Genomic DNA, 23,725 nt, shown 5'->3' with positions numbered 1-23,725 from the left:
ATTAGCTGCTCTTGGGGACGGTGTAGTTCAGCGCCAGGCGACCCCCATCGGCATAGATCGTCGTGCCGGTGATATAGCTGGCATCCCGCGACGCCAGGAAGGAGGCGACGGAAGCAATCTCGTCGGGATCCCCGATCCGCTGCAGCGGCGTCCGCGACATGATCTTGTCCATGGCCTCGGGATTGTCGGCGACGGCCTTGAGCACATCCGTGTTGATGCTGCCCGGCCCGATCGCGTTGACGCGGATGCCGTATTTGGCGAGCGAGAGCGCCATCGACTTGGTCAGCTGGTTGATCGCGCCCTTGGTTGCGCAATAGGCCAGCTGGTCGGGCAAGGCCATGACGCCATTGACCGAGGACATGTTGATGATGGCGTAGCGCCGACGGACATCCTCGGCCCGCTCACCATCTTCCTCGATCTGGTCGACCATCTGCCGGGCGGCCTCGCGGGCGACCAGGAAGGCGCCGCGCAAATTGACCCCGATGACCTTGTCGAAATCGCTTTCGGACAGGGTTAGGATGTCCCCACCCGCGACAATCCCGGCATTGTTCACCAGCACGTCAAGGCGTTCGAAGGTGGAGCGGGTCTCGGACAGGAGATTGTTGACGGCGAGGCGGTCAGCGACATTGCAGGACACAAAGAGGGCCTTGCCCTTGTCGGAACCAAGCTCCTCGGCCAGCGCCTGCCCGGCATTGCTGTCAATATCGGCGATGACAACATGGCAGCCATCTTCCGACAGGCGGCGCGCGCACGCCTTGCCGATACCGTTGGCACCTCCGGTTACGATAGCGACGCGATCACCCATGTTTTTTCCTCATTGCCGGCGCGCTGGAGCGCCATTCAAGGCCGCTGACCTTGCACAGGCTGGCTTGTCTGGCAATCCATCGCAACCTCGTCCGGCCCTAGGGATTGTGGGTGCGCTCGTAGTCCTGCAGGATTTCAGGGTCTTCCGGCGAAAGCTGCCAGGCGCGCCGGAACAGGGGGCGTGCCTCTCTCATCCGACCAACCGCTTCCAGGGCCGTTGCGTGGGAGTGAACGATCGCGCCGATATCCGGCTCTGCTGCCACCGCCTGTTCGCAAAGGGGAAGTGCGGTTTCCGCACGACCGTCCTGGATCAGGGTCCAGCACAGCATGTTGAGTGTGGTCCCCGATTCCGGGTCGAGTTCAACGGCGCGGCGGGCATCGTCGACGGCCGGTCCGGTCAGGCCGACATCCAGCAGAGCGCCGGCCCGGTTGATCCAGGCGCCAATCCAGTCCGGTTCGAGGCGAACCACGGTGTCAAACGCGACAACCGCATCGGCATCGCGATCCAGGGCCTGGTAGACAACGCCGAGCGTGATCTGGGTCAGGGTGTCGTTCGGAGCCGCGGCGGCGGCCGTTTCGAGGTCATTGAGCGCGCCCTCATACTGGCCCAGCTCGGAGCGGGCGATGCCACGATTGCGGTAGAGTGTCGGCTCGACCATGCGCGCGCCATTGGTTTCGACAATGGCGAAGGCAAAGTTATAGGCCTCGAGGGCGGCCTGGAAATCCTGTTCGGAGAGCAGGGCCGCGCCAAGCGCGGCGTAGACGCCGATCTCCTGGTTCATGTCGAGGTCGGCGCCGTCCAGGCAGGCGCGGAACAGGCGGATCGCCTCCTCATTATTGCCGAGGTCCAAGGCGGCGCGGCCGGCCGAACATTCGGCGGTTTCCGCCGGGCTCTGGGCATGGCTCGCCGACGACAGGGCCGGCATGAGCAGCAGGCTGGCAGCAAGAAGGGCGGTCAATCGCATCGATAACTCCAAAAACGTCGTTTCGGGCAGTCTAGCGCGCAAAAAGGGCGGCCCGAAAGCCGCCCCCTTGTTCATTGCGCGATTGTCATCAGCTAGCCGGTCAGCGTCTCGCGCGGCGGCGTTCGCAAGCTGGCTATCTGTTCCTTGACTCGGAGCTTTTGTTTCTTGAGGCGCGCCAGTTCCAGGGAATCCGCCGACGGGTGCTTTTTGACCTCGTCGAGTTGAGTATCCAGACGCATGTGTTTCGCGTCGAGCTCACGGATGCGGGCTTCGATGGGCATGGAGACGTCTCCCTCTTGTGAAGTGGTAGGCTCGATTGAAACAGGTTCCCGCCTTATGTCTACTCACGAAACGTTTCGAGGTTATATTATGATGAAACCGGACCGGATGATTGTGGGTGTCTCGGGCGCCTCGGGGATCATCTACGGCATACGCGCGATGGAAGCCCTCAAGGTGCTTGGCATCGAAACGCATCTGGTTGCATCGAAGGCCGCCGAGATGACGCTTGGTTATGAAACAGAGTTTTCGATCAAGGAGTTCCGCGCCAAGGCCGACCATGTCTACAAGATGCCTGATGTGGGCGCCCCGATCGCTTCGGGCTCGTTTGCGACCCGCGGCATGCTGATCGCCCCGTGCTCGGTGAAGACCATGTCGGAGATCGCCACCGGGGTGACGTCCAGCCTTTTGACCCGCGCCGCCGATGTCGTTCTCAAGGAGCGTCGCCGCCTCGTCCTGATGGTTCGCGAGACGCCTTTCCACCTCGGACACCTCCGAACCATGCAAACGCTGACCGAAATGGGTGCGGTGATTTGTCCCCCTCTGCCGGCCTTCTACGCGCTGCCGAAAACCATCGACGATGTGGTTGACCAGTCCGTGGGTCGGGCGCTCGACCTGTTCGGGCTCGACTGGGACGGCACCCGACGCTGGGGCGAGGACCTGGAGGGTGGACGGCGCTAGGTCCCAGTTCGCATCTGCAGCGTGATCGGCAATTTATTTGACCGCCGAATGCGGCTAGCCTAAGCGCATGGCCCGGTCGGCCCGCACGACGGTCGTCGCTGCGACACCGAACACGCGTCCGGTATGACCGGTCCGGGAACAGACCAGAAAGAGACGGCTGAGGAATGGATGGAGAAAACCTGGACCAGCAGGCCCTGACCGAACGGATCGAGCGCCTGCGGGAGCAGCATGAATCCCTCAATCTTGAAGTCGACGCCCTCACGGTCAACGGGGTGGTCGATCAGCTCAAATACGCGCGCCTGAAGAAAGAAAAGCTGCGGATCAAGGATACGATCTCGCACCTGGAAGACCAGCTCACGCCTGACATCATCGCCTGAGCCAATGCGGCAGGCCCGGTCAGGCCTGCTTGCGGGTCCGCTCGGCTTTCTGGGCTTCCTTGCAGGCATACATGGCGGCATCGGCGTTCGCCATGATGTCCTCGGCGCGGTGACCGGCCTGCAAGGGCTGGCAGCCCCATGCGGTTCCGACGGTCAGTTTGCGTCCGGCATAGTCGAACGGCGTCGTCGAGACCCGCTCGGCCAGTTCACGGGCCTTGTTCTCGGCGCCGTCGGCACCTGTCAGGGTCAGAACAACCGCGAATTCGTCACCGCCCAGTCGTCCCACAGCATCGGTTTCGCGCACATGTGCGGTGAGCAGGTTGGCGACGTGGTGCAGGGCGGCATCGCCGGCAGCATGACCATATTGGTCGTTGATCGCCTTGAAGCCGTTGAGGTCGAAATAAACCAGCGCTGACGGCGCATTGTGGCGCTCGGCCAAGGCGAGGGCGCGACTGACTTCGCGCAGGAAAGCGCGGCGGTTAAGGACGGGCAGCATGACATCGTGGTCGGCCAGCGATTCCAGCTCGCGGACACGCCCGCGCAGGCGCTCGGTTTCCTTGCGAAGCTGGTCGACCTCTCCCATCAGCGACAACAGGGCGCGCTGGACATTCGGGGTCAGCTCGGCTTCCGGGACACCCATGATCGAGGCGCTGTCCGACGGTGCGCTGCTGGCGCTCGCCTGGCCGCCGCGACGGGCAGTTTCGGTCTTGCTGGTGCGGGAAACATTCCCGGTAGGGCCGGTCGGTCCGATGCGCATGGCACGTTCCAGTTCGATTCTGTTCAGGCTCAGGCTCGCCAAGTGTGGTTAAGAAACGGTCAAACGCGGTCAAATTGCCTTGCTTTGCGGGATGTTCTTGACGTGCACGCGCGCGAAGCTATGGTCGCGCGCTTCCTTTTCACGCGCAGGAAGCGTCATGAGCGAAGTTTCGCCGCACTCCACTCCCGTCTCCACACCCGCTTCGGCGCAGGCCGTCGACGTCGCCATCATCATGGGCTCGCGCTCGGACTGGCCGACGATGAAGAAGGCCGCCCACATGCTGGACGAGCTGGGAATCGGCTATGAAACGCAGGTCGTGTCCGCCCACCGGACGCCGGACCGTCTGGTTGATTTTTCCAAGGGCGCGCGCGATCGCGGCATCAAGATTGTCATCGCCGGAGCGGGCGGTGCGGCCCACCTTCCAGGCATGGTGGCCTCGATGACGACGCTTCCGGTTCTCGGTGTGCCGGTCAAATCCAAGACGCTGAGTGGCCAGGACAGTCTTCTCTCCATCGTGCAGATGCCCGGCGGCGTGCCGGTTGGCACGCTGGCGATTGGCGATGCCGGCGCCAAGAATGCGGGCCTGCTGGCGGCGTCGATCCTGTCCCTGATGGATGCCGGCGTGGCCACCCGACTGGCCGCCTGGCGTCAGGCCCAGACCGATAGCGTTCCGGTGACGGTCGAGGACTGACCGACATGAGCAAGGCGCCGCTTCTTCCCGGCAGTGTGATCGGCATTCTCGGTGGCGGCCAGCTGGGTCGCATGCTCGCCAATGCTGGAGCGTCGCTCGGGTTTGACGTCCATATCTATGACCCCGAGCCGGATTGCCCGGCCAGCCGCGTCGCCGCCCGCAGCTATTGCGCGCCCTGGGATGATGCCGGTGCGGTGGCGAATTTCGCCAGTCGCTGTGATGCGATCACCTATGAGTTCGAGAATGTACCGGTCGAGACCGTTGCCATTGCGGCCGCCGCAGCGCCCTTGCGCCCCGGTGCCAAGTCACTGGAGCTGACCCAGGACCGGTTCATCGAAAAGCATTTCATCAACCAGCAGGGCGTGAAGACAGTTCCGTTCGCCCAGGTCGATGATATCGACAGCCTGGAAGCGGCCATTGAAAACATCGGCCTGCCGGCCGTCCTGAAGACCCGCCGTTTCGGCTATGACGGCAAGGGCCAGGCCTGGATCCGTGACGCGGAAGACGCCCGCGGCGCGTGGGAGGCGATCGGCGAGCAGCCCGCCATCCTCGAGGGCGCCGCGCCCTTCACGCGCGAGCTCTCTGTCGTGGCGGCGCGGTCGGTCCGTGGCGAGGTCCTGGCCTTTCCCCTGTCCGAAAATGTGCATGGTGACGGCATCCTGAAGACCACCACGGCGCCGGCCCCCGGTGTCGATCGCGCGACCCAGGAACGGGCCCTGGAGATTGCCCGGGCGCTCGGCGACGGGCTTGATCATGTCGGTGTGTTTGCCGTCGAGCTGTTCGACCTTGGCGATGGCGACCTGATCGTCAACGAGATCGCGCCGCGCGTTCACAATACCGGCCACTGGACCATGGACGGCTGCGGCTGTGACCAGTTCGAGCAGCATATGCGGGCGGTGGCCGGCTGGCCGCTGGGCGACCCGTCGGCCCACTCCGCCTGCGTGATGACCAATCTGATCGGCCATGATGCCGATGACTGGCCAGCCCTGTCGGCCGACCCGCAGGCCCGGCTCCACCTCTATGGCAAGCGCCAGACCCGCGATGGCCGCAAGATGGGCCATGTGAACCGTCTGTCGCCGCTCTGATGCGTCTTCCAATGCCGGCCGGACTGCCTATGTTATGGGCATGATCCGAACACCTCCCGACCCGCGTGCCTTCATCGATGATCGCGGCCCGTTCGATCTGATCGGCGATATTCATGGCTGTTTCGACGAGCTCAAGCGTCTGCTCGAACGCCTCGGCTATGATCAGCGCGACCATCACGACTGGCATCATCCTGACGACCGCCGCCTTGTCTTTCTCGGTGACCTCGTCGACCGCGGGCCGGATACGCCGGGCGTCTTGCGCACGGTGCTGTCCACCGTCGAGGCCGGTCGCGGCTATTGCGTGGTCGGTAATCATGACGACAAATTCCGCCGCTGGCTGATGGGGCGTGACGTCAAGATCTCGCACGGTATTGCCGAGACGATTGCGCAGATGCAGGCCGAGCCGGATCATTTCCATCGCGAGATGGCCGGTTTTCTCGATACGCTGCCCCATCACCTGGTGCTCGATCAGGGTCGTCTCATTGTCGCCCATGCCGGCGTGACGGCTGACATGCATGGCGAGGACAGCAAGCGGGTTCGGGCCTTTGCCATGTATGGCGAGGTGTCTGGTGATCGCGACGAGCACGGTCTGCCGATCCGGATGGACTGGGCCCGCAATTACGGGGGCGAGCCGACCGTGGTCCATGGCCATGTCGCAGAACCCGAGGTCCGCGAGCGCAACAATGTCGTCTGCATTGATACGGGCTGCGTCTTTGGCGGCCACCTGACCGCTTTGCGCTGGCCGGAGCGTGACTATGTCCAGGTGCCGGCCAGCGAAGCCTACTTCCACTCACCGCGCTGGGGCTGAGCTAGACCCGGGGGCCGGGTCCGTGGCGCAGCTTGCCAAGCAGACCGGCCAGGTCAGGCAGGTCGGCGGTGAGCTTGGTGATGTTGGCCTTGGTCTTCTCGAAATCCATCACATTCTGGATGCGACGGTCGAGGAAAGCCTGCGCGTCGACCTTCCCGGCATCGGCCTCGTTGAGCCAGGTCGACAGGGTGGAGCCATAGACGCCGGCGAGGATGGTGCGCTTGGAGTAGAAATTGACATCGGTCGAGGTGTCGCCAATCGCCCGCCAGATCGTGTCTGCCGTGGCCCACAGCAGTTGCGGCGCGTCCTTGGCGGCATCGGGCAGCATCAGCCGTGAGCGCGCCCTGCGGGCCGCCTCTTCATGCGGGCCGATGGCTTCAAGGCGCGCCATGACCCCGAATCGAACCCGCTCGCGGATCTTCATGGCCTTGACGTCTGCGGCCCGGACAGCAGCCACAACGGCACCATCCAGCTGCCGTGACCAGTGGGTGATCAGGTCGAGCGCGCCACGCGGGCAGGCCAGCAGGGCCTGGCCCTTGTCGATGCCGGCATCGGTGCAGGCTTCCGCGAAACTTCCCTCGGTCCAGCCATCAAAGGCGGCCAACGGTAGAATCGACTCTAAAAGCGCGTCGCGTGTGCTATCCTTCACGGAGCGGGGCAGGGTATCGGCTTCCATCATGTCGATCTGTCTAGACCAGTGCGGTGACTTCGTCACCTCACCCGTGTGTGCTGACAGTGTGGACACGTGGTCGCAGCTCTGCTAGTAGCCCCGCCTCTGGCGAACTAGCGGCGTGAGGAATGGCCCTCGCGTCCAACCTAATGGAGAGAGAGCCATCGTACAGATCGTTGTGCGCGACAATAACGTGGAGCAAGCGCTCCGCGCGCTGAAAAAGAAGATGCAGCGGGAAGGTACTTTCCGCGAAATGAAGCGTCGTAACCATTACGAGAAGCCCTCGGAGAAGAAGGCTCGCCAAAAGGCTGAAGCCATTCGCCGCGCGCGCAAGCTGGCGCGCAAGCGGGCACAACGCGAAGGCCTTATCGCCAAGCGTGGTGGAACAGCCCGCCGCTAGGGTCGCCAGACTTGAAGCGAATAAAGTGAAACCGCCGTGTCCGATCGGGCACGGCGGTTTCCTTTTGCCTGAAATCCAGCAAGCAGGTCAGCCGGGACATGTGCCCCGGCCGGTAACCGGCAGCGTCAGGACGCCGCCGGTTTTTTCTTGCCGCCCATCCCGAACCAGCCCTTGACCGTGTCCTGGTTGGCCTGGTTCAGGGCGCCCATGCGGAACAGGACGCCGGAGCCCCAGATCACGAAGGCGGCCATGGCGATCATTGCCGCCGTGGTGCCGACGATATCGACGATGCCGATGTCGTGAGGCAAGCGTGCCAGCATGATGAATGGCGTCCACAGAGGCACCCAGCTGGCGATCGCGACGATCGAGCTGTCGGGCGACTTGAGCGCCACTATGACGAGGAGCAGCGGGACCATCATGATCAGCATCATCGGGCTCATCAGGGTCTGGGCGTCCTGCAGCGTCTCGCACAGCGAGCCGATGGCCAGGAAGACGGCGCCATACATCAGATAGCCGATGATGAAATAGCCCAGGGCCGGCAGAAGCAGGCCTGGATCCAGCACGGCGGCGAGGATATCGGCGATTGGCATGTCAGCCGAGGCCGCGACCTGTTGCACGCCCAATGTGCCAAGAAGGGCGACCCCGCCCCAGACCACCAGCAGGGTTGCAGAGACGGCGGCGACGCCGATCAGCTTGCCGGTGAGAATTTCATGGTGCCGGGTCGAGGCCAGCATCATTTCCAGCACCTTGTTGCCCTTCTCCTCGATCATCGCCGTCAGCAGCATGTTGACCACGGAGAAGATGATCACCCACAGGCCAATGGCCGTCATAGCGCTGACAACCAAAGGGATGCGTTCAGCGTCGGTGACTTCGGCCGTGTCACCGGTGCGTTCCGGATTGAGTTCGCGAACAGAGGGTGTCAGGTCGTCTGCCGTCTCGATCAGGCCCGGGTCAACGCCGGCATCAATGAGGAATTGCGTCTGCATGTAGGCGCGCAGGGCGTTGCGGATCTGCGAGCGCAGGCCGCCGTCCGAGACATTGGCGCTCCAATAATCGATCTGGATCGCGCTATCCGCGCCTTGACGCAGATAGATCGCCGCAAAAAGGCGATGCTCGCCATCGGCAGCGGTGAAGGTCGTATCACCGGTCAGGTAGGGCCGCAGTTCGTCCAGATTGGTGGTGCCGGCGTCGATGCGAATATAGCGCTCATCGGACAATTGTGGCTGCGAGGCAAGCGCGGCTTCGATCTGCGGCATGTCGCCAAACAGGTCTCGCGCCGCCTCGCGCGCCCGTTCCAGGTCTTCCGCCCGGCTGGCCTCGGCCTGCGCCTCGATGGCCGCCTCCAGTGAGCCGCCGGTCTCGTCAACGAGGACGTAGTAGCGGGTTGGCTGGGAGTTCTCGATCAGGATCGGCATGCCGATGCCCAGCGCCATGAAGAGCGGCACCGAGGCCAGTGATAGCCAGAAGCCCCAGGTGGCGACATAGGACAGGAATTCGCGGCGGGCGATGAGATAGATGGCACGCATCACACGGCCTCCGTTTCGGTCGCGGCGCTGGCGCCGACAAGATGGACAAAGGCATCATGCAGATGCGCGCGAACCGGCTCGAAGCGGGCCAGTTTCACATTGCCATCGACGCAGGCCTTGAGCACGTCCTGGGCATCAACGCCATTGCCGAGGTCAATCGTCCAGACGGTGTGACCGCCCTCCTCGCTGCGGGCGATCTCACCCTTGCCTGCCAGCAAGCTGGAGAGGTCATGGTCGGACGTGACTTCAACCGTGACCCGGCGCGGAACCTCGCCCAGGGCGTCCTTGACGCTGCCATCGAAGACCTTGCGGCCCTTGGCGACCAGCACGATCTGGTCGCACAGGCGTTCGGCATGCTCCATCACATGGGTCGAGAAGAGCACGGTGCGGCCGGCTTCGGCCTGTCGGCGGACGATCTGCTCCAGCGCCATCTGGTTGACCGGGTCGAGACCGGAAAAGGGTTCGTCGAGGATGATGAATTCCGGCTCGTGCACGAGGGTGGAGATGATCTGGACCTTCTGGGCCATGCCCTTGGACAGCGTCTTCACCTTGCTCTCGGCCACGTCCGGCAGGCCGAACTCCTCGAGCATGGCCAGCCCGCGCTTGCGGGCGTCGGCGGCGCTGACGCCTTTCAGGCGAGCGAAGAAGACGATGACATCGATCACCTTCATCTTGCGATAAATGCCGCGCTCCTCCGGCAGGAAGCCGACCCGGTCGAGCGCCTCGGGCCGCGGCCGGCCGCCAAACAGGCTCACCGTGCCGCTATCCGGCGTCAGGATGCCGAGCGACATGCGCAGGCTGGTCGTCTTGCCGGCGCCGTTGGGACCGAGAAAGCCGGTAATCTGGCCGCGCTGGACGGAGAAGCTCACATCGCGCACGGCCGGCTTGCCGCTATAGGTCTTTGAAACGTTCGAAAGCTCGAGAATGGTCTCGGACATAATGCCCCCTATCATGGTCGCAGCGAAGCCTAGTCAGGCGTGTGGACAGATGCCACCGGTATTGGACAGCGACCCGTCCCCTGCTTCGGGGCGATCATAACAGGTCGAGCACGAAGTAGGGCAGGTCCAGCGCTGGCGGCTCGGCCATGCCCAGCTGTGTCAGTTGGTGATGCGCCTGACCCCGGTGATGGGTGGCGTGGTTGAACATGTGGGTGAGGATGACCCGGCGCGGCAACGACCGCGCGGTGCCCGACATGTCCTGATAGTCCAGAACCGCAGCGATGTCGTGATCGCCCAGATCGGAAATGAAGGCCCGTGTCGCCGCATCCTGCTCCTGCCGGGCCGCCCACAAGGTGTCGAAATCGGAGGTTGGCGTCGCGTCCAGCGTTGCATGGGGCGGGGGCTGGTCGAGCAGGCGGGCCATCCACAAATGGTCGGCGACGAGAATATGGGCCAGCGTGCCCTGCAAGGAGCCGAAATAGGCGCCGATATCGCGCGTCCGGGCGGTGGGTCCGATGGCGCGGGTGGCGGCATAAATCCGGGAATTGGCCCATGCATTATAGTCGGCCAGCTGAAGGAAGTGGTCGCGCATCCGTCGATCTCCGCGTCTGGGCCTGTCGGGCCTGTGTTGATGCAACTGGCCGTCGGGCCTGTTCGGGCCGATACTGACCCTGTTGCAAAAGCACGCAAGGGTGAGCACGCATGAGCAGTGAAGACGCCCGAAACAAGCTTCTGGCCCTGCGCCAGGAATTACTCGACCTCTCCAGCGCCGCGAAAGACGACCGCAAGCCGGTCGAACTGGACCAACAATCGGTGGGGCGTCTGTCGCGGCAGGATTCCATGCAGATCCAGGCCATGGCCCGGGCCTCCGATGCCCGGCGGGTCCAGGAGACACGCCGGATCGATGCTGCCCTGGCGCGGATTGACGAGGATGATTACGGCTGGTGTGTCGAGTGCGGCGAGGCCATCGAGCCGGCTCGCCTGGAGATTGACCCGGCCGTGCCGCGCTGTGCCGGCTGCGCCTGAGGCGGTGAATTGCTGACCTGTCACTTCAATCGGCCATCGGTCTCTGGAAGACTGGCGCTGGAGGGAGATAGGCATGTTTGATCTGTCAGCGCAGGCACAAAGCGAAGCGCACGACCAGATGCGGGCCCTGACGCGGTGCCAGATTGCGGGCGCGCTGTCCGCCGCTTCGAGCGCGCGCGTCTTGGCAGCCATCGAGGCTGTTCCGCGCTGGACCCTGGTGACCCGTCTCGGTGGGCGCCATCTCGATCTTGATGCCGCCGCCATGGCGCAATTACCCGCCGCCCAGCGCGCGGAGTTTGATCTGCGTGTGCAGGCTGATGCGGCTAAGGGCTTCCAGTATCTCTATGAGACCTATCCGCTCTACGACAAGTTCCACGGCGGTGTGCTGGCCGCCGAGGCCCCCGTGCTCGCCGAGCTCTTTGCAGCCCTCAACAGCCCGGCCTTCCTCGATCCGATGCGGCATTTGCTGGACGCGCCGGAGATCAGCTTTGCCGACGCCCAGCTGACGCGTTACCGCGAAGGCCATTTCCTGACCACGCATGATGATGGCGTTGACGGCAAGAACCGCGTGGCCGCCTTTGTGCTGACCCTGTCCGAGGGCTGGCAGGGTGAGTGGGGCGGTGTGCTCGAGTTCCAGACCCGGGACGGGCTGGTCGCCGACTGTTTCGTCCCGCGCGGCAATACGCTCTCGCTGTTCAAGGTCCCGCAGCCGCATGAAGTCACCCCGGTCGCGGCAGGCGTCGCCGCACACCGGGTCTCGGTGACGGGCTGGTTGCGGACGGGGCGTGATCCGGGTCCGGAAGCCGGGGTGCGCTAGCGCGTCGTATAGCCCGCGCGGCGGATCAGGCCACGCAGGGCGTCATCGCCGGGTGAGGCCAGCTTCAACAGCTCGACCCAGGGATCGCCGCCCAGTTTCAGGCAGTGCGCGAAAGCGGGTTCAGTCTTCAGGCCGTCGGCCTTGGCTGCGCGGATATCGACGCGGAGCCGGTCCTCGGCGAGCCCGAGCAGGCGATGCTCGGCCAGCCAGTGAACATAGCTTTCATGGGTTTCCACCGGTCGCTCGCGACCGAAGACCTCGACCGGGACTTCCTCGACCACGAGGCGGGCGATGACCGAGGCTTCGCCGGCGTGCTCATTGTCATCGACGCGGGACCCCGGGAGGCCCGCAGCGAGGGCTTCCAGTGCCATCCGAAACGCGGTGAGGCCATTGGTGGCGCTGCAGACAATATCGATGTCGGCGCCGGAGCCGTGGATATTGAGCGGGATGGAGCCCACCCAGCGCGGCGTGAAGGCGGCAAGGCGACGCATCAGCCCGGTTCTGGACAGGATCCGGCGCGCTTCGGAGCAGGGCAGGAAACGGTCGGTCATGGTGGCGATCTCGCGCGATGTGGCCTGGCTGTCAATCATCTGGATGGACAAGTCGGCCGGCTACGACCAGCCTGCGGCATCAATGGAAGAAAAGGGGGGCGATATGGGATTCTACAACGAACGCATCCTGCCCAATCTGATCGCTTGCGCCTGCGGGTCGAAGCCGATCCTCAAGCATCGCCGGATCATGGTGCCCGAGGCCGAAGGCCGGGTGCTCGAGGTCGGCATGGGGTCGGGCACCAACCTGCCCTATTATGACGGCGAGCGGGTCAGCGAGATTGTTGGCGTTGAACCCTCCGAGGGCATGCGGATCAAGGCGCGGCGCGCGATCGATGGTCAGTCCATCCCGGTCGAGCTGATCGACGCGCCGGGCGAGGCCCTGCCGGTTGAGGACGCCTCGATCGACACGGTTCTGCTCACCTTCACCCTGTGCACCATCCCCGACTATGAGGCCGCACTGGCTGAAATGCGGCGGGTTCTGAAGCCGGGTGGCAAGCTGGTCTTCGTCGAGCACGGGTTGGCGGCGGATGCGGGGATCGCGCGCTGGCAGAGACGGGTGGAGCCGGTCTGGAAGGCGATTGGCGGGGGCTGTCACCTGACCCGTCCGATGGACAAGCTGATCGCGGATGGGGGTTTCCGGATCGACCGTCTCGAAGCCGATTACACGCCCAAGACCCCGAAATTCTCCGGCTTCGTCTATCGCGGGCTGGCCGGCGTACGCTGACGGTTTGCCCGCGCGGGGGTTCTGTCAGGGACGTCCGGGAAAGCTGGTCACATACTCGATCTTGATGTCGGGAAAGCTGGTCACGAACTGGATCGTGAAATCGGGAAAGCTGGTCACGAACTTCCATTCCCCGCAGCGGTCGGGGAAGGAGGTGACGGTTTTTACCTTGAGGTCGGGGAAGCTGGTCACGACCTGGACCCGGATATCGGGAAAGCTCTCGACCACCTCGACATCACCGTAGAGCGCGATGCCGTTCCACGTGCAGTCCTCGGCCACCGCGTCGCTGGCGGCGTGTGCAAGAGCGAGGGCGAGAGCGAGTTCTGCGAGCATGCGGTTCAGCCTGCCGGAGCAAAGCTGAACCGCAGCTGACAGGTCCTAGTCGAGCGCCTTGACGATGCTTTCGGTCATCTTCTTGGCGTCGCCCAGAAGCATCATCGTGTTGTCGCGGAAGAAGAGCGGGTTTTCGACGCCGGCATAGCCCGAGCCCAGCGAGCGCTTGATGAAGAAGACGGTGCGCGCCTTCCACACCTGCAGCACAGGCATGCCATATATCGGTGAGCCGGGGTCATCCTCGGCGGCCGGGTTGGTGACGTCGTTGGCACCGATCACAAAGGCGACATCGGCATTGGAGAAATCGGAGTTGATGTCCTCCAGCTCGAAGACTTCGTCATAGGGCACATTGGCTTCAGCCAGCAGCACGTTCATGTGGCCGGGCATGCGTCCGGCGACCGGGTGGATGGCATAGGCCACTTCCACGCCTTCCGCCTTCAGCATGTCGCCCATTTCCTTGAGCGCGTGCTGGGCCTGCGCGACCGCCATGCCGTAGCCGGGCACGATGATGACCTTGCCGGCATTCTTCATCACGAAGGCCGCGTCCTCGGCGGAACCCTGCTTGGCAGTCCCTTGCGGTCCAGCGGCAGCAGCACTGTCACCGGTCTCGCCAAACCCGCCCAGGATCACCGAGATGAAGGACCGGTTCATGGCCTTGCACATGATGTAGGACAGGATCGCGCCGGATGAGCCGACCAGGGCTCCGGTGACCAGCAGTGCGGTATTCTCCAGTGTGAAGCCGAGCGCCGCGGCGGCCCAGCCGGAATAGGAGTTCAGCATCGACACGACGACCGGCATGTCGGCGCCACCGATCGGGATGATCAGGGTCGCGCCGAGCACAAAGGCGGCCAGAGTGATGAGCCAGAAGGCCGTCTTGGCGTCGCCGCCCGATGCCATCAGGAAGGCCACCATCACGACGATGAAGGCGCCAATGGCGATGTTGATCAGGTGGCGGGCGGGCAGGATGATCGGCGCGCCGGACATGTTGCCGTTGAGCTTGGCAAAGGCGATCACCGAACCGGAGAAGGTGATCGCGCCGATGGCCGAGCCGACCGACAGCTCGAACAGGGACAGGGGTTTGAGATCACCCATCGCATCGGCAATGTGGAAGGCTTCCGGCGCAAACAGCGCGGCAGCCGCCACCAGCACGGCGGCCAGACCGACCAGCGAGTGGAAAGCGGCGACGAGCTGAGGCATCGCGGTCATCGGCACGCGCCGTGCGATCACGGCACCGATGCCGCCACCGATGGCGATGCCGCCGATGATCAGGGCAATCGAGGCCCCGTCCAGATTGACCGCGAGCAGCGTGGTGATGATGGCGATCGCCATGCCGACCATGCCGAAGATATTGCCCTGGCGGGCCGTCTCCGGATTGGACAGGCCGCGCAGGGCGAAGATGAAGAGAATGCCGGAGCCCAGATAGAGCAGGGCAGCGAGATTGGCTGACATGTCTAGCGCTCCTTCTTCTTGTACATCGCCAGCATGCGCCGGGTCACCAGGAAGCCGCCAAAGATGTTCACACTCGCAAGGATGATGGCGACGAAGCCCAGCCCGCGCGAGAAGCCGGCGCCACCGGTCTGGGCCGCTGTGGCTGCGACCTCACCAGCCCCGGTCGCGGTCGCCGTGGCAGCCAGAAGCGCGCCGACGATGATGACCGAGGAGATGGCATTGGTGACGGCCATCAGCGGTGTGTGCAGGGCCGGTGTCACCGACCAGACGACATAATATCCAACGAAGACCGCCAGCACGAAAATCGCGAGGCGGAAGATGACGGGATCAACGGCTTCCATGATCAGGACTCCTTTTTCGTCAGGGTCGGATGAATGACGTCGCCGCCCTTGGTCAGCGCCATGCCCTGGATGACGTCATCATCCCAGTGCGGGGCGAGTCCGCCTTCCTCATTGACGAGGAGCGGCAGGAGGTTGGCGAGGTTTTTGGCGTAAAGAGCGGAGGCATCGGCGGCGAGGCGTCCGGCGAGATTACTCCAGCCGGCGATCTTGACGCCCTTGTGATCGACGATCTCGTCGACTTTGGTGAGTTCGCAATTGCCGCCATTGGGCGCGGCCAGGTCGATGATGACCGAGCCCGGTTTCATGCTCTCGACCATGGCCTTGGTGACCAGGGTCGGGGCCGGGCGGCCCGGGATGAGAGCGGTGGTGACGACAATGTCCTGCTTGGCGATGTGACTGGCCACAAGCTCGGCCTGTTTGGCCTGGTATTCCTTGGACATTTCCTTGGCATAACCGCCAGCTGTCTCGGCCTGCTTGAATTCCTCGTCCTCGACGGCGATGAATTTCGCGCCCAGCGAGGCGACCTGTTCCTTCACGGCCGGACGGACATCGGTTGCGGTCACGATCCCGCCGAGGCGACGGGCGGTGGCGATGGCTTGAAGGCCGGCGACACCGACGCCCATGATGAAGGTCTTGGCCGGGGCCACGGTGCCCGCCGCCGTCATCATCATCGGGAAGGCGCGGCCATACAGTTCAGCGGCCTCGATCACGGCGCGATAGCCGGCGAGATTGGCTTGTGAGGAGAGGGCGTCCATGGCCTGGGCGCGGGTGATGCGCGGCACGAATTCCATGGCGAGGGCATCAATGCCCGCCTTGGCCAGGCTTTCCGCCATCTTGGTATTTCCGTGCGGGCTGAGATGGGCGACCAGCAGCACGCCCTTCAGCTTGGCCAGTGTGGCCTCGTCCGGGCTGCGGACCGCGAACAGGGCGTCAGCGCCCTTCAGGGTCGCGGCGGCCGTGCTGATCTTCGCACCTGCGTCGGCGAAGGCGTCATCCGTGACGGCGGCGGTCAGGCCCGCGCCCTTTTCGATGGCGACCTCGTGGCCGGCGGCCACGAATTTCTTGACGGTTTCCGGTGTGGCTGCCACGCGGGTTTCGCCCGCATGTCTTTCTTTCAAAATGGCAATTCGCATTTCATCCTGCCGCTTTTGGCTAAGTGCCGCGAGGATGCGCGAATTCTCCCGTGAGGGGAAGGCCCCTCCCAGTGATTTCTAGACCGAAGCTCAGAAAAATTGTGCAGTGCGAAGGCGGGGTGAAAAAATCAGCCGCCGATCGCCATACCGAACAATTGAACAATGCCGCCGCAGACGAGGCCGAACACGAACAGGCCGCCGACCGTGACATACCAGGACGTCTTCATGCCGAGCGCCAAACCCAGCACAGCGCCGACGATGGCTGTCGCAATCAGCGATGCCAGCCAGTCAACGCCGACCGCAAAGGCAAGCGTGAGGTAAAGCACGCTGATGACGGTCAGCAGGCCGCCCCAGACGGAAACCGCGATAAAGCCGTCAAACGTGGATTTCTGGTCGGCGATATCCATTTCGCCACGAACATAATCAGACGCCATCGGTGCAGAGCCTCCGTCAAATTGGTTTTGGAGCGGATAGCACGCGTTGAATGCGCCGCCAAGATACCAGCGCCATTTGCCGCAAGTGACAGCTGTCATGTCCGATCGGTGACGCCTGCTTCTGCCGCGCCCGAAGTCGGCGGTGCAGTTTGCCTGCAGACAAATGGAGCCATCACATGACCGATATCAATCAGGACTTCCTCAATGAACGCCGTCGCTACAGTGCCGCATCGGGTGGTGGTGTTTCTCTGCCGGTGGCCGGCGCGATCTACTGGGCCGGGCTGGCTGTCGCCGGGGCCATTCTCGATCCGGCCAGCTGGGCCTTCTATGCTGCTGCCTTCTCCGGCGTGATCTTCCCGATCGGCCTTCTGCTGCAGGGCGCGTTCCGGTCGCCCTTCATGAAGGCCAAGTCGCCGCTCTCCGGCGTCACCATGGCGGCGATCATTGCCATCAATCTGCTCTGGCCCGTCCACATGATTGTCATCTGGACCGTGCCCCAGGCAGCCGCGCTGACCCTCGCCATCGGCATGACCCTGCATTGGCCAATCATCGGCTGGGCTTATGCCAGCCGGGTGTGCATGGCGCATGCCGTGGTTCGGACGGCGGCCGTCACGGTGATCTTCTTCGGCCTGCCGGAACTCAGCTTTGTGGCCATCCCGCTCGTGGTCAGCGGTCTTTACCTGCTGGCGGCAGCCGGGCTTTCATGGGAATCAAACCGTTATCGCCAGATGATGGCGGTTCCGGCCGAATAGCGGCGCAGGCATGAGAAAGGCTGATCCCGTGATCTCCGTGCGCGACCTGATATCGCCGAACCGGCCGTGGATACATCTCCTCTATCTGGGCATGTTCTTCTTCGGCTGGCTCTACGCCCCGCCCAGCCCGGTCGAGGCGGCGATATCCCTGGTCGCCATGGCCGCTTTCATCGGAGTCTATGTCTTTGTGATGCGCCGGATGGACTGGACCATCTATCCGGCAGCCCTGGCCAGCACGCTGCTTGGACTGGCCTTCCTGCCCTCGACGATCGGCGGCGCCGTCTACTTCGTTTTCGCCGCGGCCATGCTGGGGCGGTTGCGGTTCGGACCGATGCTCTGGTCAGCCCTTGCTGTTCTCGCGATCACCGGCGTGAGCAGCGTCTGGGTCCTTGCACCAACCCCGCTGATGGCTGTGGTCCTTCTGGGCCTGGGCGCCGTTGCGGCCGCCGGGTCCGCCTTCGCGGCCCGCAATGAAAGGCAGGTCGAGCAGGCGGAGGCCACCCGGGCCCGGGCGGCTCATGAGGCCGCAGAAGCCGAGCGCCAGCGGATTGCCCGCGATCTCCATGACCTGCTGGGCCACACCCTCTCCGTCGTCACGCTGAAGGCCGAGATTGCCGAGCGGCTGATCGACCAGGACCGGGAGCGGGCCCGTGCCGAGTTGCAGGCGATCCAGACGATCTCCCGCGATGCCCTTGCGGAAGTTCGCGAGGCGGTGATCGGTCTGCGTGGCCGAAACCTGGCCGAGGCCCTCGCTGACGCCGGACAAAGGCTGCGCGATGCGGGGCTCACGGTGACGGTCCGCGGCGAAACGGCAGCGGTGGACCTGACCACCGCCGCATCGACGGCGCTCGCCATGGTGACGCGCGAGGCGGTGACGAATATCCTGCGCCATGCCGAGGCGAGCCGGGCGGACCTCGATTTTGCCGTCGATGCGGCAGAAGCCCGGCTGACCGTTTGCGATGACGGCAAGGGCGGTGCCGATCCGGCGGGCGGTGGCCTGTCTGGTTTGAGGGCGCGCCTGGAACCGGTGTCCGGGACCTTGTCGGTCGGCCCGAATTCCGCCGCGGCGGGCACCCGTATCGAGGCGCGGATCCGGCTGGAGGACGACGCATGCTCAAGGTCGTGATTGCCGAGGACCAGACGCTGCTGCGGGATGCCTTGGCGACCTTGCTGGGTCTGGAGACCGATATCGAGATCGTTGGCATGGCGGCCAATGGCCGGGAGGCCCATACGCTGGTCCGCCGGCATCAGCCCGACGTCCTGCTCACCGATATCGAGATGCCGGACATGACCGGGCTTGAGCTGGCTGATCTTCTCCAGCGCGAGACGGTGCGGCCCCGCATCCTGATCGTGACCACATTCGACCGTCCCGGCTATCTGCGCCGGGCCATGGAGGCGGGTGTCTCGGGCTTTATCCTGAAGGATGGTCCGTCTGCAGACCTTGCCGGTGCGATCCGCCGGGTAGCGGCCGGGGAGCGTGTTGTGGCCCCTGAACTGGCTGCCCGGGCCTGGGATGAAGCGGATCCGTTGAGCGATGCCGAACGCCGCCTGCTACGCCTCGCCGAGGCCGGACTGGACAGTCATGCCATCGCAGAGGCCTCGGGGCTGGCCCGCGGAACGGTGCGCAATTATCTGCACAGTGCCATTGGCAAGCTGGGCACCACCAACCGGATCGAGGCTGCAAGGCTGGCCCGACAAAAGGGGTGGTTGTAGGCAAACCGCTGCCCTAAACTGGCTGTGCTGCAGAACTTCGGAGCCTCGCATGCGTCTTCCCTTCGCCCTTTGGTCGGGCCTTCTTGCCCTGTTGGCTTTCGCGGTCGTGGCGGGACGGGAATATCTGAATTTCGGTGCCATCGAGTTTGGCTATCTCTGGCCGATCGGGCTGAAAATCGCTGGCGTCTGGCTCGCCCTGGTGGTCGTGATGGCCATCATTTCCGGTATCCGCAAGGCCGCGACCTCGCGCCCTGAAGCCCTGCCCGAGGATGTGGAACAGGAAATCCGTCGGCACCCGGAACACTAGCGCGCCGAGGCTTCCGGCCCGGAGCTGCGGCTAGCCCCAGCCCGGACCTGTCAGGACTTCCAGCGCAGCCGCAACCGCGATCGGTTGATCGAGGATCAGATGGTGTTCGGCCTGCGGAATCGAGACCATGGTCGTGTCCGGTCCGAAGGTTTCGCGCATGAAGTCCCAGACCTCGTCAGTCACCAGTCGCGACTCGGCGCCCCGGAACAGGGCGATCCGGGTCTTCAGCGCGCCGACAATGTCGGCCGGTGGCGGTCGGTCATAGTCGAGCTTGGCCCAGAGCTTGGGATCAAATTTCCACGTCCATCCGGCAGAGCCATCCGGGCGCTCGACCTCTTTGAGAGATTGGCGGGCGATGTGATCGAGCAGGAAGGCATTGTCGCAATCCTGTTCGGGCAGAAGGCGGAACCGCATCAGGGCGGCATCGAAACTGTTGTAAACCGTGCCGCCGCGCGAGGGCGGTGACGACCGGCGCTGCTCGTCACTGGGGCGGATCGGGCTGTCCAGCACGGCGATGCCGTTGAGTTGCTCGCCATGCTCCATCGCGGTCGCGAGGGAGACAAAACCGCCAAACGAGTGACCGACCAGGAACGGCTTGCCGGCCTCGAAGGCACCGCCTGCCTGGCCGGCGGCGAGAACCTCCAGCGCATAGGTCTCCATCCGGTAGCGGTCGCGATGATCGCTGTCGCCCATGCCCGAGAGATCAAGCGCCACCACGCGGCGCGTATCGGCGAGGAAGGGCGCGATACTGTCCCACCAATCCTTGTGGGCGACCCCGCCATGGACAAGGATCAGGCCCGGCGCGCCGCGCTGACCCCAAGCCTTCCAGCAGACCCTGGCTCCGTCCACCACGACATCGCCGGCGTCGGTCGGGACGGCCAGCGCCTTGGCAAACCAGTCCGGTGCAGGCGGACGGCTTCCGTTGAAGGCGACAAGCGGCGCAGGCGGGCGGGGGGAGGTTGCGGCTTTTGTGCTCATTGTCTAGCGCTAGCCCCGGGCGCGCGCGGCGTCAATTGCCGCCGGTCGCCGGAGCCAGCGAGATCAGATAGGGCACAGCGAATACGGCCCATGCATTATTGGCCATATGACCCAGGATCGGCGCTGCAAGCCGTCCGGTCCAGACCCGCGCCGCGCCGAGGGCGAGGGCGAGGAAGAAGGTCGAGGTCATCACCAGCAGTCCCTGGGTGATGTGGACCAGGCCGAAGGCCAGCGCCGAAATGATGATGGCAAACAGCGCGGGCACGCCGCGCGCCATCATCATCGGCAGCATCCAGCCGCGAAACAGGATTTCTTCGACGATCGGGGCGGCAATCAGCGTCAGGCCGATCACCAGCCAGAAATTGGCCCCCGCGCCGGCGAAATCGTCGACATTGGACAGGTCATCGCGTGTCGCCCCGCCCGACAACGTCAGTTGCGGATCGCTCATGGCGAACTCGTGAAAGCTGAGGGTCAGGGGACTGGCGATCAGGATCATGAAGACCATGACCAGCGCGGCAGCGCCGAAATCCGACAGGCGGAGCGGGAAGATGGCGAAGACCGGGCGGTGGGCCTGGTAGCGTTTCATCCAGGCCCACATCACCAGGGCAAGGCCGGAATAGCCGATGATATTGCCCAGGAAGATTGCGCTGCCCTCGCTGACGCCCGTGCCCGGCCCGCCCGCCACACTCCAGCTGATCAATGTCGCCAGCTGGGCGGCAATGATCAGGGCAAACATCAGCGCCGGCCAGACGATCATGCCCGGCAGGGAACGGATAACCCGCATGCGGTATTCTTCCGACAGGCTGGCGAAAACGTCATGGCGCGCAAACGGCCAGCGGGTCGGGGATCCTTGCGATACAGCCATGTCGTGTCGTGGTCGTCCTGGTGGGCCGGTCCGTTAAGACGGTCTTGATTGTTATGCTTAACCGGTCGTTGCCGCCTCTTAAACGTCAAATTTAGACAAGTGTCCCATAACGGTTCGCATAGACGCCCCGCCCGCAAGGGTGGTGAGGCCAGAAGGTCCGGCGAAATAACAAGGCGACCGAAAAGGCGTGGGTGATGGTGAAATCAGTTCTGATCGTCGATGACGATCCGACACAACGCCGCCTTCTTCAGGCGGTGATCGAGAAGCAGGGCTATCGGGCAGAGACCGCGGAAAGCGGCGAGGCCGCCCTGGATCGCGTCGCGTCTCCGGGCGTTGACGTGATGCTCCTCGATCTGATCATGCCGGGCATGGACGGAATGGAGACGCTGGAGGCGGTCAAACGCAAACAGCCCGACCTTCCCGTCATCGTGCTGACGGCGAGCGGCGGTATCGAGACCGTTGTGGCGGCCATGCGGGCCGGGGCGGTGGACTTCTTCGTGAAGCCGGCCAGCCCGGAACGGATCACGGTTTCGATCCGCAATGCCCTTCGGGTCCAGAACCTGTCCGGTGAAGTGAAGCGTCTCAGCCGCAAGGCGGAAGGCACGCTGGGCTTTGCCGACATGATCGCCGGAGCGCCGACGATGCGCCAGGTGGTGCGTCTGGGTGAGCGCGCGGCGCAGTCCGACATTCCCATCCTGATTACCGGAGAGAGCGGCGTTGGCAAGGAGCTGGTCGCCGGGTCGATCATGGCGGCGTCCAAGCGCGCCGGTGGCCCCTTCGTCGCCGTGAACTGCGGTGCGATCCCGGAAAACCTGGTCGAGTCGACCCTGTTCGGTCACGAGAAAGGCGCCTTCACCGGCGCTGTCGGCAAGCATATGGGCAAGTTCCAGGAAGCCGATGGCGGGACGCTCTTCCTCGACGAGATCGGCGAGCTGCCGCTCGACATGCAGGTCAAGCTGCTGCGGGCCCTGCAGGAGGGCGAGGTTGACCCGGTGGGTGGCAAGCGCCCGGTCAAGGTCAATGTCCGGATCATTTCCGCCACCAATCGCGATCTGGCCGAGCAGGTTGCCTGCGGCGCCTTCCGCGAGGACCTGTTCTATCGCCTGAACGTCTTCCCGATCGAAGTGCCGTCGCTGCGGTCTCGCAAGGACGACATCCCGGCTCTGGTCCGCCATTTCATTGGCCGGTTCAACGCCCAGGAAGACAAGTCGATCATCGACGCGGTGCCGGAAACCCATGCGCTACTGACGACCTATGACTGGCCGGGCAATGTCCGCCAGCTCGAGAATGCGGTGTTCCGCGCGGTTGTCCTGTCGGACGATGACCATTTGACGCCGGCCGATTTCCCGCAGATTTCCGGTTTGACGCCGCAGATCGGCGAGATGCCGGATACCGGCGCGCTGACCGCGATGGCGAGCTCGATTGCCGCCGGTGACACATCGGTGGCCAGCGAGCTGGGACCGGTTGAGATCATGGATGAGGGCGGGCACCTGCGCTCACTCGAGGATATCGAGCGCGATCTGATCGAGTTCGCGATCGAGACCTATGCCGGGCGCATGAGTGAAGTGGCCCGGCGCCTCGGTGTTGGTCGGTCGACCCTGTACCGCAAGGTTCGGGAATACGAGCTGGATGTCGACGGCGTTCGCGCCGCCGGCTGAGCACGAAAAATGCCTCCCCGCCACGGGAGGAGGCCTGCCCCGCGGGGTGGGGGACGAGACGGGCCGGCGCTGCCATGCGCGCCGGCCCGTTTTTCATGGCGATCCGGGGGGTGAGGCGCGGGCCGGTTGAGCCTGACCCGCGCCGATCGGGTCAGGCGGCCGCTGCGGCCGCGTTGGCATTGCGATCCAGCCAGCCGGCATAGACCGGGATCAACGCCGCTTCGCGTCTGAAGCGTGACCGCAGCTGTTTGACGAGCCGGGCCAGCGAGGCGTCCAGATCGGGACGATTGCGATCCTCATCCATCAGCCCAAGGTCGATATGCGTCCGCAGGATGTCGATCCGGCTGGACAGGCCGTGGATTTGGCCATCGAGACGGGAGATGTAGTCGCGGGTCAGCGGATCTGCGGCGAGCGGCGAATAGATATGGGTTTCCTTCTCCTCGACCAGCTGGTCGAGGGCCGCCATGGCATCCGAGAAGGCGTCGCGGCCGGTGTCGCTGGCGAGGCCTTCGGCCATGGCGCGATCGAGCGCGGCGACAAGGGCCTGCTCGTGATGGTCAAAGATATCGACGTCCTGAAACATGGCATCCATCCTGATCGTTACCGGTGACCAGAATAGGCGGGCGCAGCGGCTTGCGCGCGCGCAAGCCGGATTAATCCTGAACGAAA

Annotated in this window: 31 protein-coding genes; 14 read left to right on the top strand and 17 right to left on the bottom strand. The window is 64.3% G+C overall.

Features of this window, described 5'->3' with window-relative positions:
• Position 1: 1 nt before the first annotated feature.
• From AAA969_RS12825 to AAA969_RS12815, 3 genes are all read right to left on the bottom strand, one after another.
• On the bottom strand, positions 2-805 hold the full coding sequence (locus AAA969_RS12825; RefSeq protein ID WP_338246446.1) for an SDR family NAD(P)-dependent oxidoreductase: 804 nt from the start codon (positions 803-805) through the stop codon (positions 2-4).
• A 97-nt stretch (positions 806-902) separates the two neighbouring features.
• Positions 903-1,769, bottom strand: a complete 867-nt coding sequence (locus AAA969_RS12820; protein ID WP_338246445.1) for a tetratricopeptide repeat protein — start codon at positions 1,767-1,769, stop codon at positions 903-905.
• 92 nt (positions 1,770-1,861) lie between these two features.
• Positions 1,862-2,050, bottom strand: a complete 189-nt coding sequence (locus AAA969_RS12815) for a YdcH family protein (RefSeq protein ID WP_338246444.1) — start codon at positions 2,048-2,050, stop codon at positions 1,862-1,864.
• A gap of 88 nt (positions 2,051-2,138) precedes the next feature.
• Between AAA969_RS12815 and AAA969_RS12810 the strand changes: the two genes are divergently transcribed.
• Positions 2,139-2,726 carry a UbiX family flavin prenyltransferase gene (locus tag AAA969_RS12810; RefSeq protein WP_338246443.1) on the top strand — a complete coding sequence of 196 codons (588 nt, stop codon included), beginning with the start codon at positions 2,139-2,141 and terminating at the stop codon, positions 2,724-2,726.
• Between the two features lie 164 nt (positions 2,727-2,890).
• Positions 2,891-3,103 (top strand): YdcH family protein, encoded by a 213-nt coding sequence (locus AAA969_RS12805; protein ID WP_338246442.1) that lies wholly within the window; start codon positions 2,891-2,893, stop codon positions 3,101-3,103.
• 19 nt (positions 3,104-3,122) lie between these two features.
• Here AAA969_RS12805 and AAA969_RS12800 read toward each other — a convergent pair whose 3' ends face one another.
• Complete coding sequence (locus AAA969_RS12800; RefSeq protein WP_338246441.1) at positions 3,123-3,860, bottom strand: GGDEF domain-containing protein; 738 nt, start codon at positions 3,858-3,860, stop codon at positions 3,123-3,125.
• A 232-nt stretch (positions 3,861-4,092) separates the two neighbouring features.
• Between AAA969_RS12800 and purE the strand changes: the two genes are divergently transcribed.
• The 3 genes from purE to AAA969_RS12785 are packed head-to-tail and all read left to right on the top strand — an operon-like array spanning position 4,093 to position 6,444.
• Positions 4,093-4,551 (top strand): 5-(carboxyamino)imidazole ribonucleotide mutase, encoded by a 459-nt coding sequence (gene purE / locus AAA969_RS12795; RefSeq protein WP_338247256.1) that lies wholly within the window; start codon positions 4,093-4,095, stop codon positions 4,549-4,551.
• Positions 4,552-4,556: 5 nt separating this feature from the next.
• Complete coding sequence (locus AAA969_RS12790) at positions 4,557-5,636, top strand: 5-(carboxyamino)imidazole ribonucleotide synthase (RefSeq protein ID WP_338246440.1); 1,080 nt, start codon at positions 4,557-4,559, stop codon at positions 5,634-5,636.
• A 40-nt stretch (positions 5,637-5,676) separates the two neighbouring features.
• Positions 5,677-6,444 carry a metallophosphoesterase gene (locus AAA969_RS12785; RefSeq protein ID WP_338246439.1) on the top strand — a complete coding sequence of 256 codons (768 nt, stop codon included), beginning with the start codon at positions 5,677-5,679 and terminating at the stop codon, positions 6,442-6,444.
• A 1-nt stretch (position 6,445) separates the two neighbouring features.
• Here AAA969_RS12785 and AAA969_RS12780 read toward each other — a convergent pair whose 3' ends face one another.
• Positions 6,446-7,189 (bottom strand): COQ9 family protein, encoded by a 744-nt coding sequence (locus AAA969_RS12780; protein WP_338246438.1) that lies wholly within the window; start codon positions 7,187-7,189, stop codon positions 6,446-6,448.
• Positions 7,190-7,235: 46 nt separating this feature from the next.
• On the opposite strand from AAA969_RS12780, the gene rpsU reads away from it, so the two are divergent.
• Complete coding sequence (rpsU, locus tag AAA969_RS12775; protein ID WP_425325006.1) at positions 7,236-7,514, top strand: 30S ribosomal protein S21; 279 nt, start codon at positions 7,236-7,238, stop codon at positions 7,512-7,514.
• 125 nt (positions 7,515-7,639) lie between these two features.
• On the opposite strand, the gene AAA969_RS12770 is transcribed toward rpsU, so the two are convergent.
• From AAA969_RS12770 to AAA969_RS12760, 3 genes are all read right to left on the bottom strand, one after another.
• A complete protein-coding gene (locus tag AAA969_RS12770) occupies positions 7,640-9,040 on the bottom strand; it encodes an ABC transporter permease (protein ID WP_338246437.1) in 1,401 nt (466 codons plus the stop codon).
• Positions 9,040-9,978 carry an ABC transporter ATP-binding protein gene (locus AAA969_RS12765; RefSeq protein ID WP_338246436.1) on the bottom strand — a complete coding sequence of 313 codons (939 nt, stop codon included), beginning with the start codon at positions 9,976-9,978 and terminating at the stop codon, positions 9,040-9,042. The genes AAA969_RS12770 and AAA969_RS12765 overlap by 1 nt, the downstream gene beginning before the upstream one ends.
• Before the next feature lie 94 nt (positions 9,979-10,072).
• Complete coding sequence (locus AAA969_RS12760; RefSeq protein WP_338246435.1) at positions 10,073-10,570, bottom strand: DinB family protein; 498 nt, start codon at positions 10,568-10,570, stop codon at positions 10,073-10,075.
• A gap of 110 nt (positions 10,571-10,680) precedes the next feature.
• Here AAA969_RS12760 and AAA969_RS12755 point away from each other — a divergent pair, with 110 nt between their 5' ends.
• Positions 10,681-11,004 carry a TraR/DksA family transcriptional regulator gene (locus AAA969_RS12755; protein WP_338246434.1) on the top strand — a complete coding sequence of 108 codons (324 nt, stop codon included), beginning with the start codon at positions 10,681-10,683 and terminating at the stop codon, positions 11,002-11,004.
• Between the two features lie 73 nt (positions 11,005-11,077).
• Positions 11,078-11,821, top strand: coding sequence for a 2OG-Fe(II) oxygenase (locus tag AAA969_RS12750; protein WP_338246433.1), 744 nt, complete (start codon positions 11,078-11,080; stop codon positions 11,819-11,821).
• Here AAA969_RS12750 and AAA969_RS12745 read toward each other — a convergent pair.
• The gene (locus tag AAA969_RS12745) at positions 11,818-12,372 is read right to left on the bottom strand and encodes a DUF4269 domain-containing protein (protein ID WP_338246432.1); all 555 of its coding nucleotides are present in this window, start codon (positions 12,370-12,372) and stop codon (positions 11,818-11,820) included. The two genes, AAA969_RS12750 and AAA969_RS12745, sit on opposite strands and share 4 nt — an antisense overlap.
• On the opposite strand from AAA969_RS12745, the gene AAA969_RS12740 reads away from it, so the two are divergent.
• Positions 12,371-13,096, top strand: a complete 726-nt coding sequence (locus AAA969_RS12740; RefSeq protein ID WP_338246431.1) for a class I SAM-dependent methyltransferase — start codon at positions 12,371-12,373, stop codon at positions 13,094-13,096. The genes AAA969_RS12745 and AAA969_RS12740 overlap by 2 nt on opposite strands.
• A gap of 24 nt (positions 13,097-13,120) precedes the next feature.
• Here AAA969_RS12740 and AAA969_RS12735 read toward each other — a convergent pair whose 3' ends face one another.
• The 5 genes from AAA969_RS12735 to AAA969_RS12715 form a co-directional block, all read right to left on the bottom strand.
• Positions 13,121-13,426: a hypothetical protein gene (locus AAA969_RS12735; protein ID WP_338246430.1), complete on the bottom strand. Its 306-nt coding sequence runs from the start codon at positions 13,424-13,426 to the stop codon at positions 13,121-13,123.
• A gap of 45 nt (positions 13,427-13,471) precedes the next feature.
• The gene (locus AAA969_RS12730) at positions 13,472-14,875 is read right to left on the bottom strand and encodes an NAD(P)(+) transhydrogenase (Re/Si-specific) subunit beta (RefSeq protein WP_338246429.1); all 1,404 of its coding nucleotides are present in this window, start codon (positions 14,873-14,875) and stop codon (positions 13,472-13,474) included.
• Positions 14,876-14,877: 2 nt separating this feature from the next.
• Positions 14,878-15,216 (bottom strand): proton-translocating transhydrogenase family protein, encoded by a 339-nt coding sequence (locus AAA969_RS12725; protein WP_338246428.1) that lies wholly within the window; start codon positions 15,214-15,216, stop codon positions 14,878-14,880.
• A gap of 2 nt (positions 15,217-15,218) precedes the next feature.
• Complete coding sequence (locus AAA969_RS12720; RefSeq protein ID WP_338246427.1) at positions 15,219-16,349, bottom strand: Re/Si-specific NAD(P)(+) transhydrogenase subunit alpha; 1,131 nt, start codon at positions 16,347-16,349, stop codon at positions 15,219-15,221.
• Between the two features lie 128 nt (positions 16,350-16,477).
• Positions 16,478-16,783: an aa3-type cytochrome c oxidase subunit IV gene (locus tag AAA969_RS12715; protein WP_338246426.1), complete on the bottom strand. Its 306-nt coding sequence runs from the start codon at positions 16,781-16,783 to the stop codon at positions 16,478-16,480.
• 176 nt (positions 16,784-16,959) lie between these two features.
• Between AAA969_RS12715 and AAA969_RS12710 the strand changes: the two genes are divergently transcribed.
• The 4 genes from AAA969_RS12710 to AAA969_RS12695 are packed head-to-tail and all read left to right on the top strand — an operon-like array spanning position 16,960 to position 19,555.
• Positions 16,960-17,535, top strand: a complete 576-nt coding sequence (locus AAA969_RS12710) for a DUF7010 family protein (RefSeq protein WP_338246425.1) — start codon at positions 16,960-16,962, stop codon at positions 17,533-17,535.
• A 10-nt stretch (positions 17,536-17,545) separates the two neighbouring features.
• The gene (locus AAA969_RS12705; RefSeq protein WP_338246424.1) at positions 17,546-18,661 is read left to right on the top strand and encodes a sensor histidine kinase; all 1,116 of its coding nucleotides are present in this window, start codon (positions 17,546-17,548) and stop codon (positions 18,659-18,661) included.
• The gene (locus tag AAA969_RS12700) at positions 18,646-19,248 is read left to right on the top strand and encodes a response regulator transcription factor (RefSeq protein WP_338246423.1); all 603 of its coding nucleotides are present in this window, start codon (positions 18,646-18,648) and stop codon (positions 19,246-19,248) included. Before AAA969_RS12705 ends, AAA969_RS12700 begins: the two co-directional genes overlap by 16 nt.
• A 49-nt stretch (positions 19,249-19,297) precedes the next feature.
• The gene (locus tag AAA969_RS12695) at positions 19,298-19,555 is read left to right on the top strand and encodes a hypothetical protein (RefSeq protein ID WP_338246422.1); all 258 of its coding nucleotides are present in this window, start codon (positions 19,298-19,300) and stop codon (positions 19,553-19,555) included.
• Positions 19,556-19,585: 30 nt separating this feature from the next.
• Here the strand turns inward: AAA969_RS12695 and AAA969_RS12690 are convergent, their stop codons facing one another.
• Positions 19,586-20,533: an alpha/beta fold hydrolase gene (locus tag AAA969_RS12690; RefSeq protein ID WP_338246421.1), complete on the bottom strand. Its 948-nt coding sequence runs from the start codon at positions 20,531-20,533 to the stop codon at positions 19,586-19,588.
• A 31-nt stretch (positions 20,534-20,564) separates the two neighbouring features.
• A complete protein-coding gene (locus tag AAA969_RS12685; protein ID WP_338246420.1) occupies positions 20,565-21,398 on the bottom strand; it encodes a CPBP family intramembrane glutamic endopeptidase in 834 nt (277 codons plus the stop codon).
• 194 nt (positions 21,399-21,592) lie between these two features.
• Here AAA969_RS12685 and AAA969_RS12680 point away from each other — a divergent pair, with 194 nt between their 5' ends.
• Entirely contained in the window at positions 21,593-23,056 is a 1,464-nt protein-coding gene (locus AAA969_RS12680; RefSeq protein WP_338246419.1) for a sigma-54 dependent transcriptional regulator, read from the top strand.
• A 151-nt stretch (positions 23,057-23,207) separates the two neighbouring features.
• Here the strand turns inward: AAA969_RS12680 and AAA969_RS12675 are convergent, their stop codons facing one another.
• Entirely contained in the window at positions 23,208-23,639 is a 432-nt protein-coding gene (locus tag AAA969_RS12675) for a hypothetical protein (RefSeq protein WP_338246418.1), read from the bottom strand.
• Between the last annotated feature and the right edge of the window lie 86 nt (positions 23,640-23,725).

Source organism: Maricaulis maris, assembly GCF_036322705.1.
Lineage (GTDB): Bacteria > Pseudomonadota > Alphaproteobacteria > Caulobacterales > Maricaulaceae > Maricaulis > Maricaulis maris_B.
The sequence above is the reverse complement of the archived record's forward strand: the minus strand, read 5'-3'. Positions and strand labels throughout refer to the sequence as shown.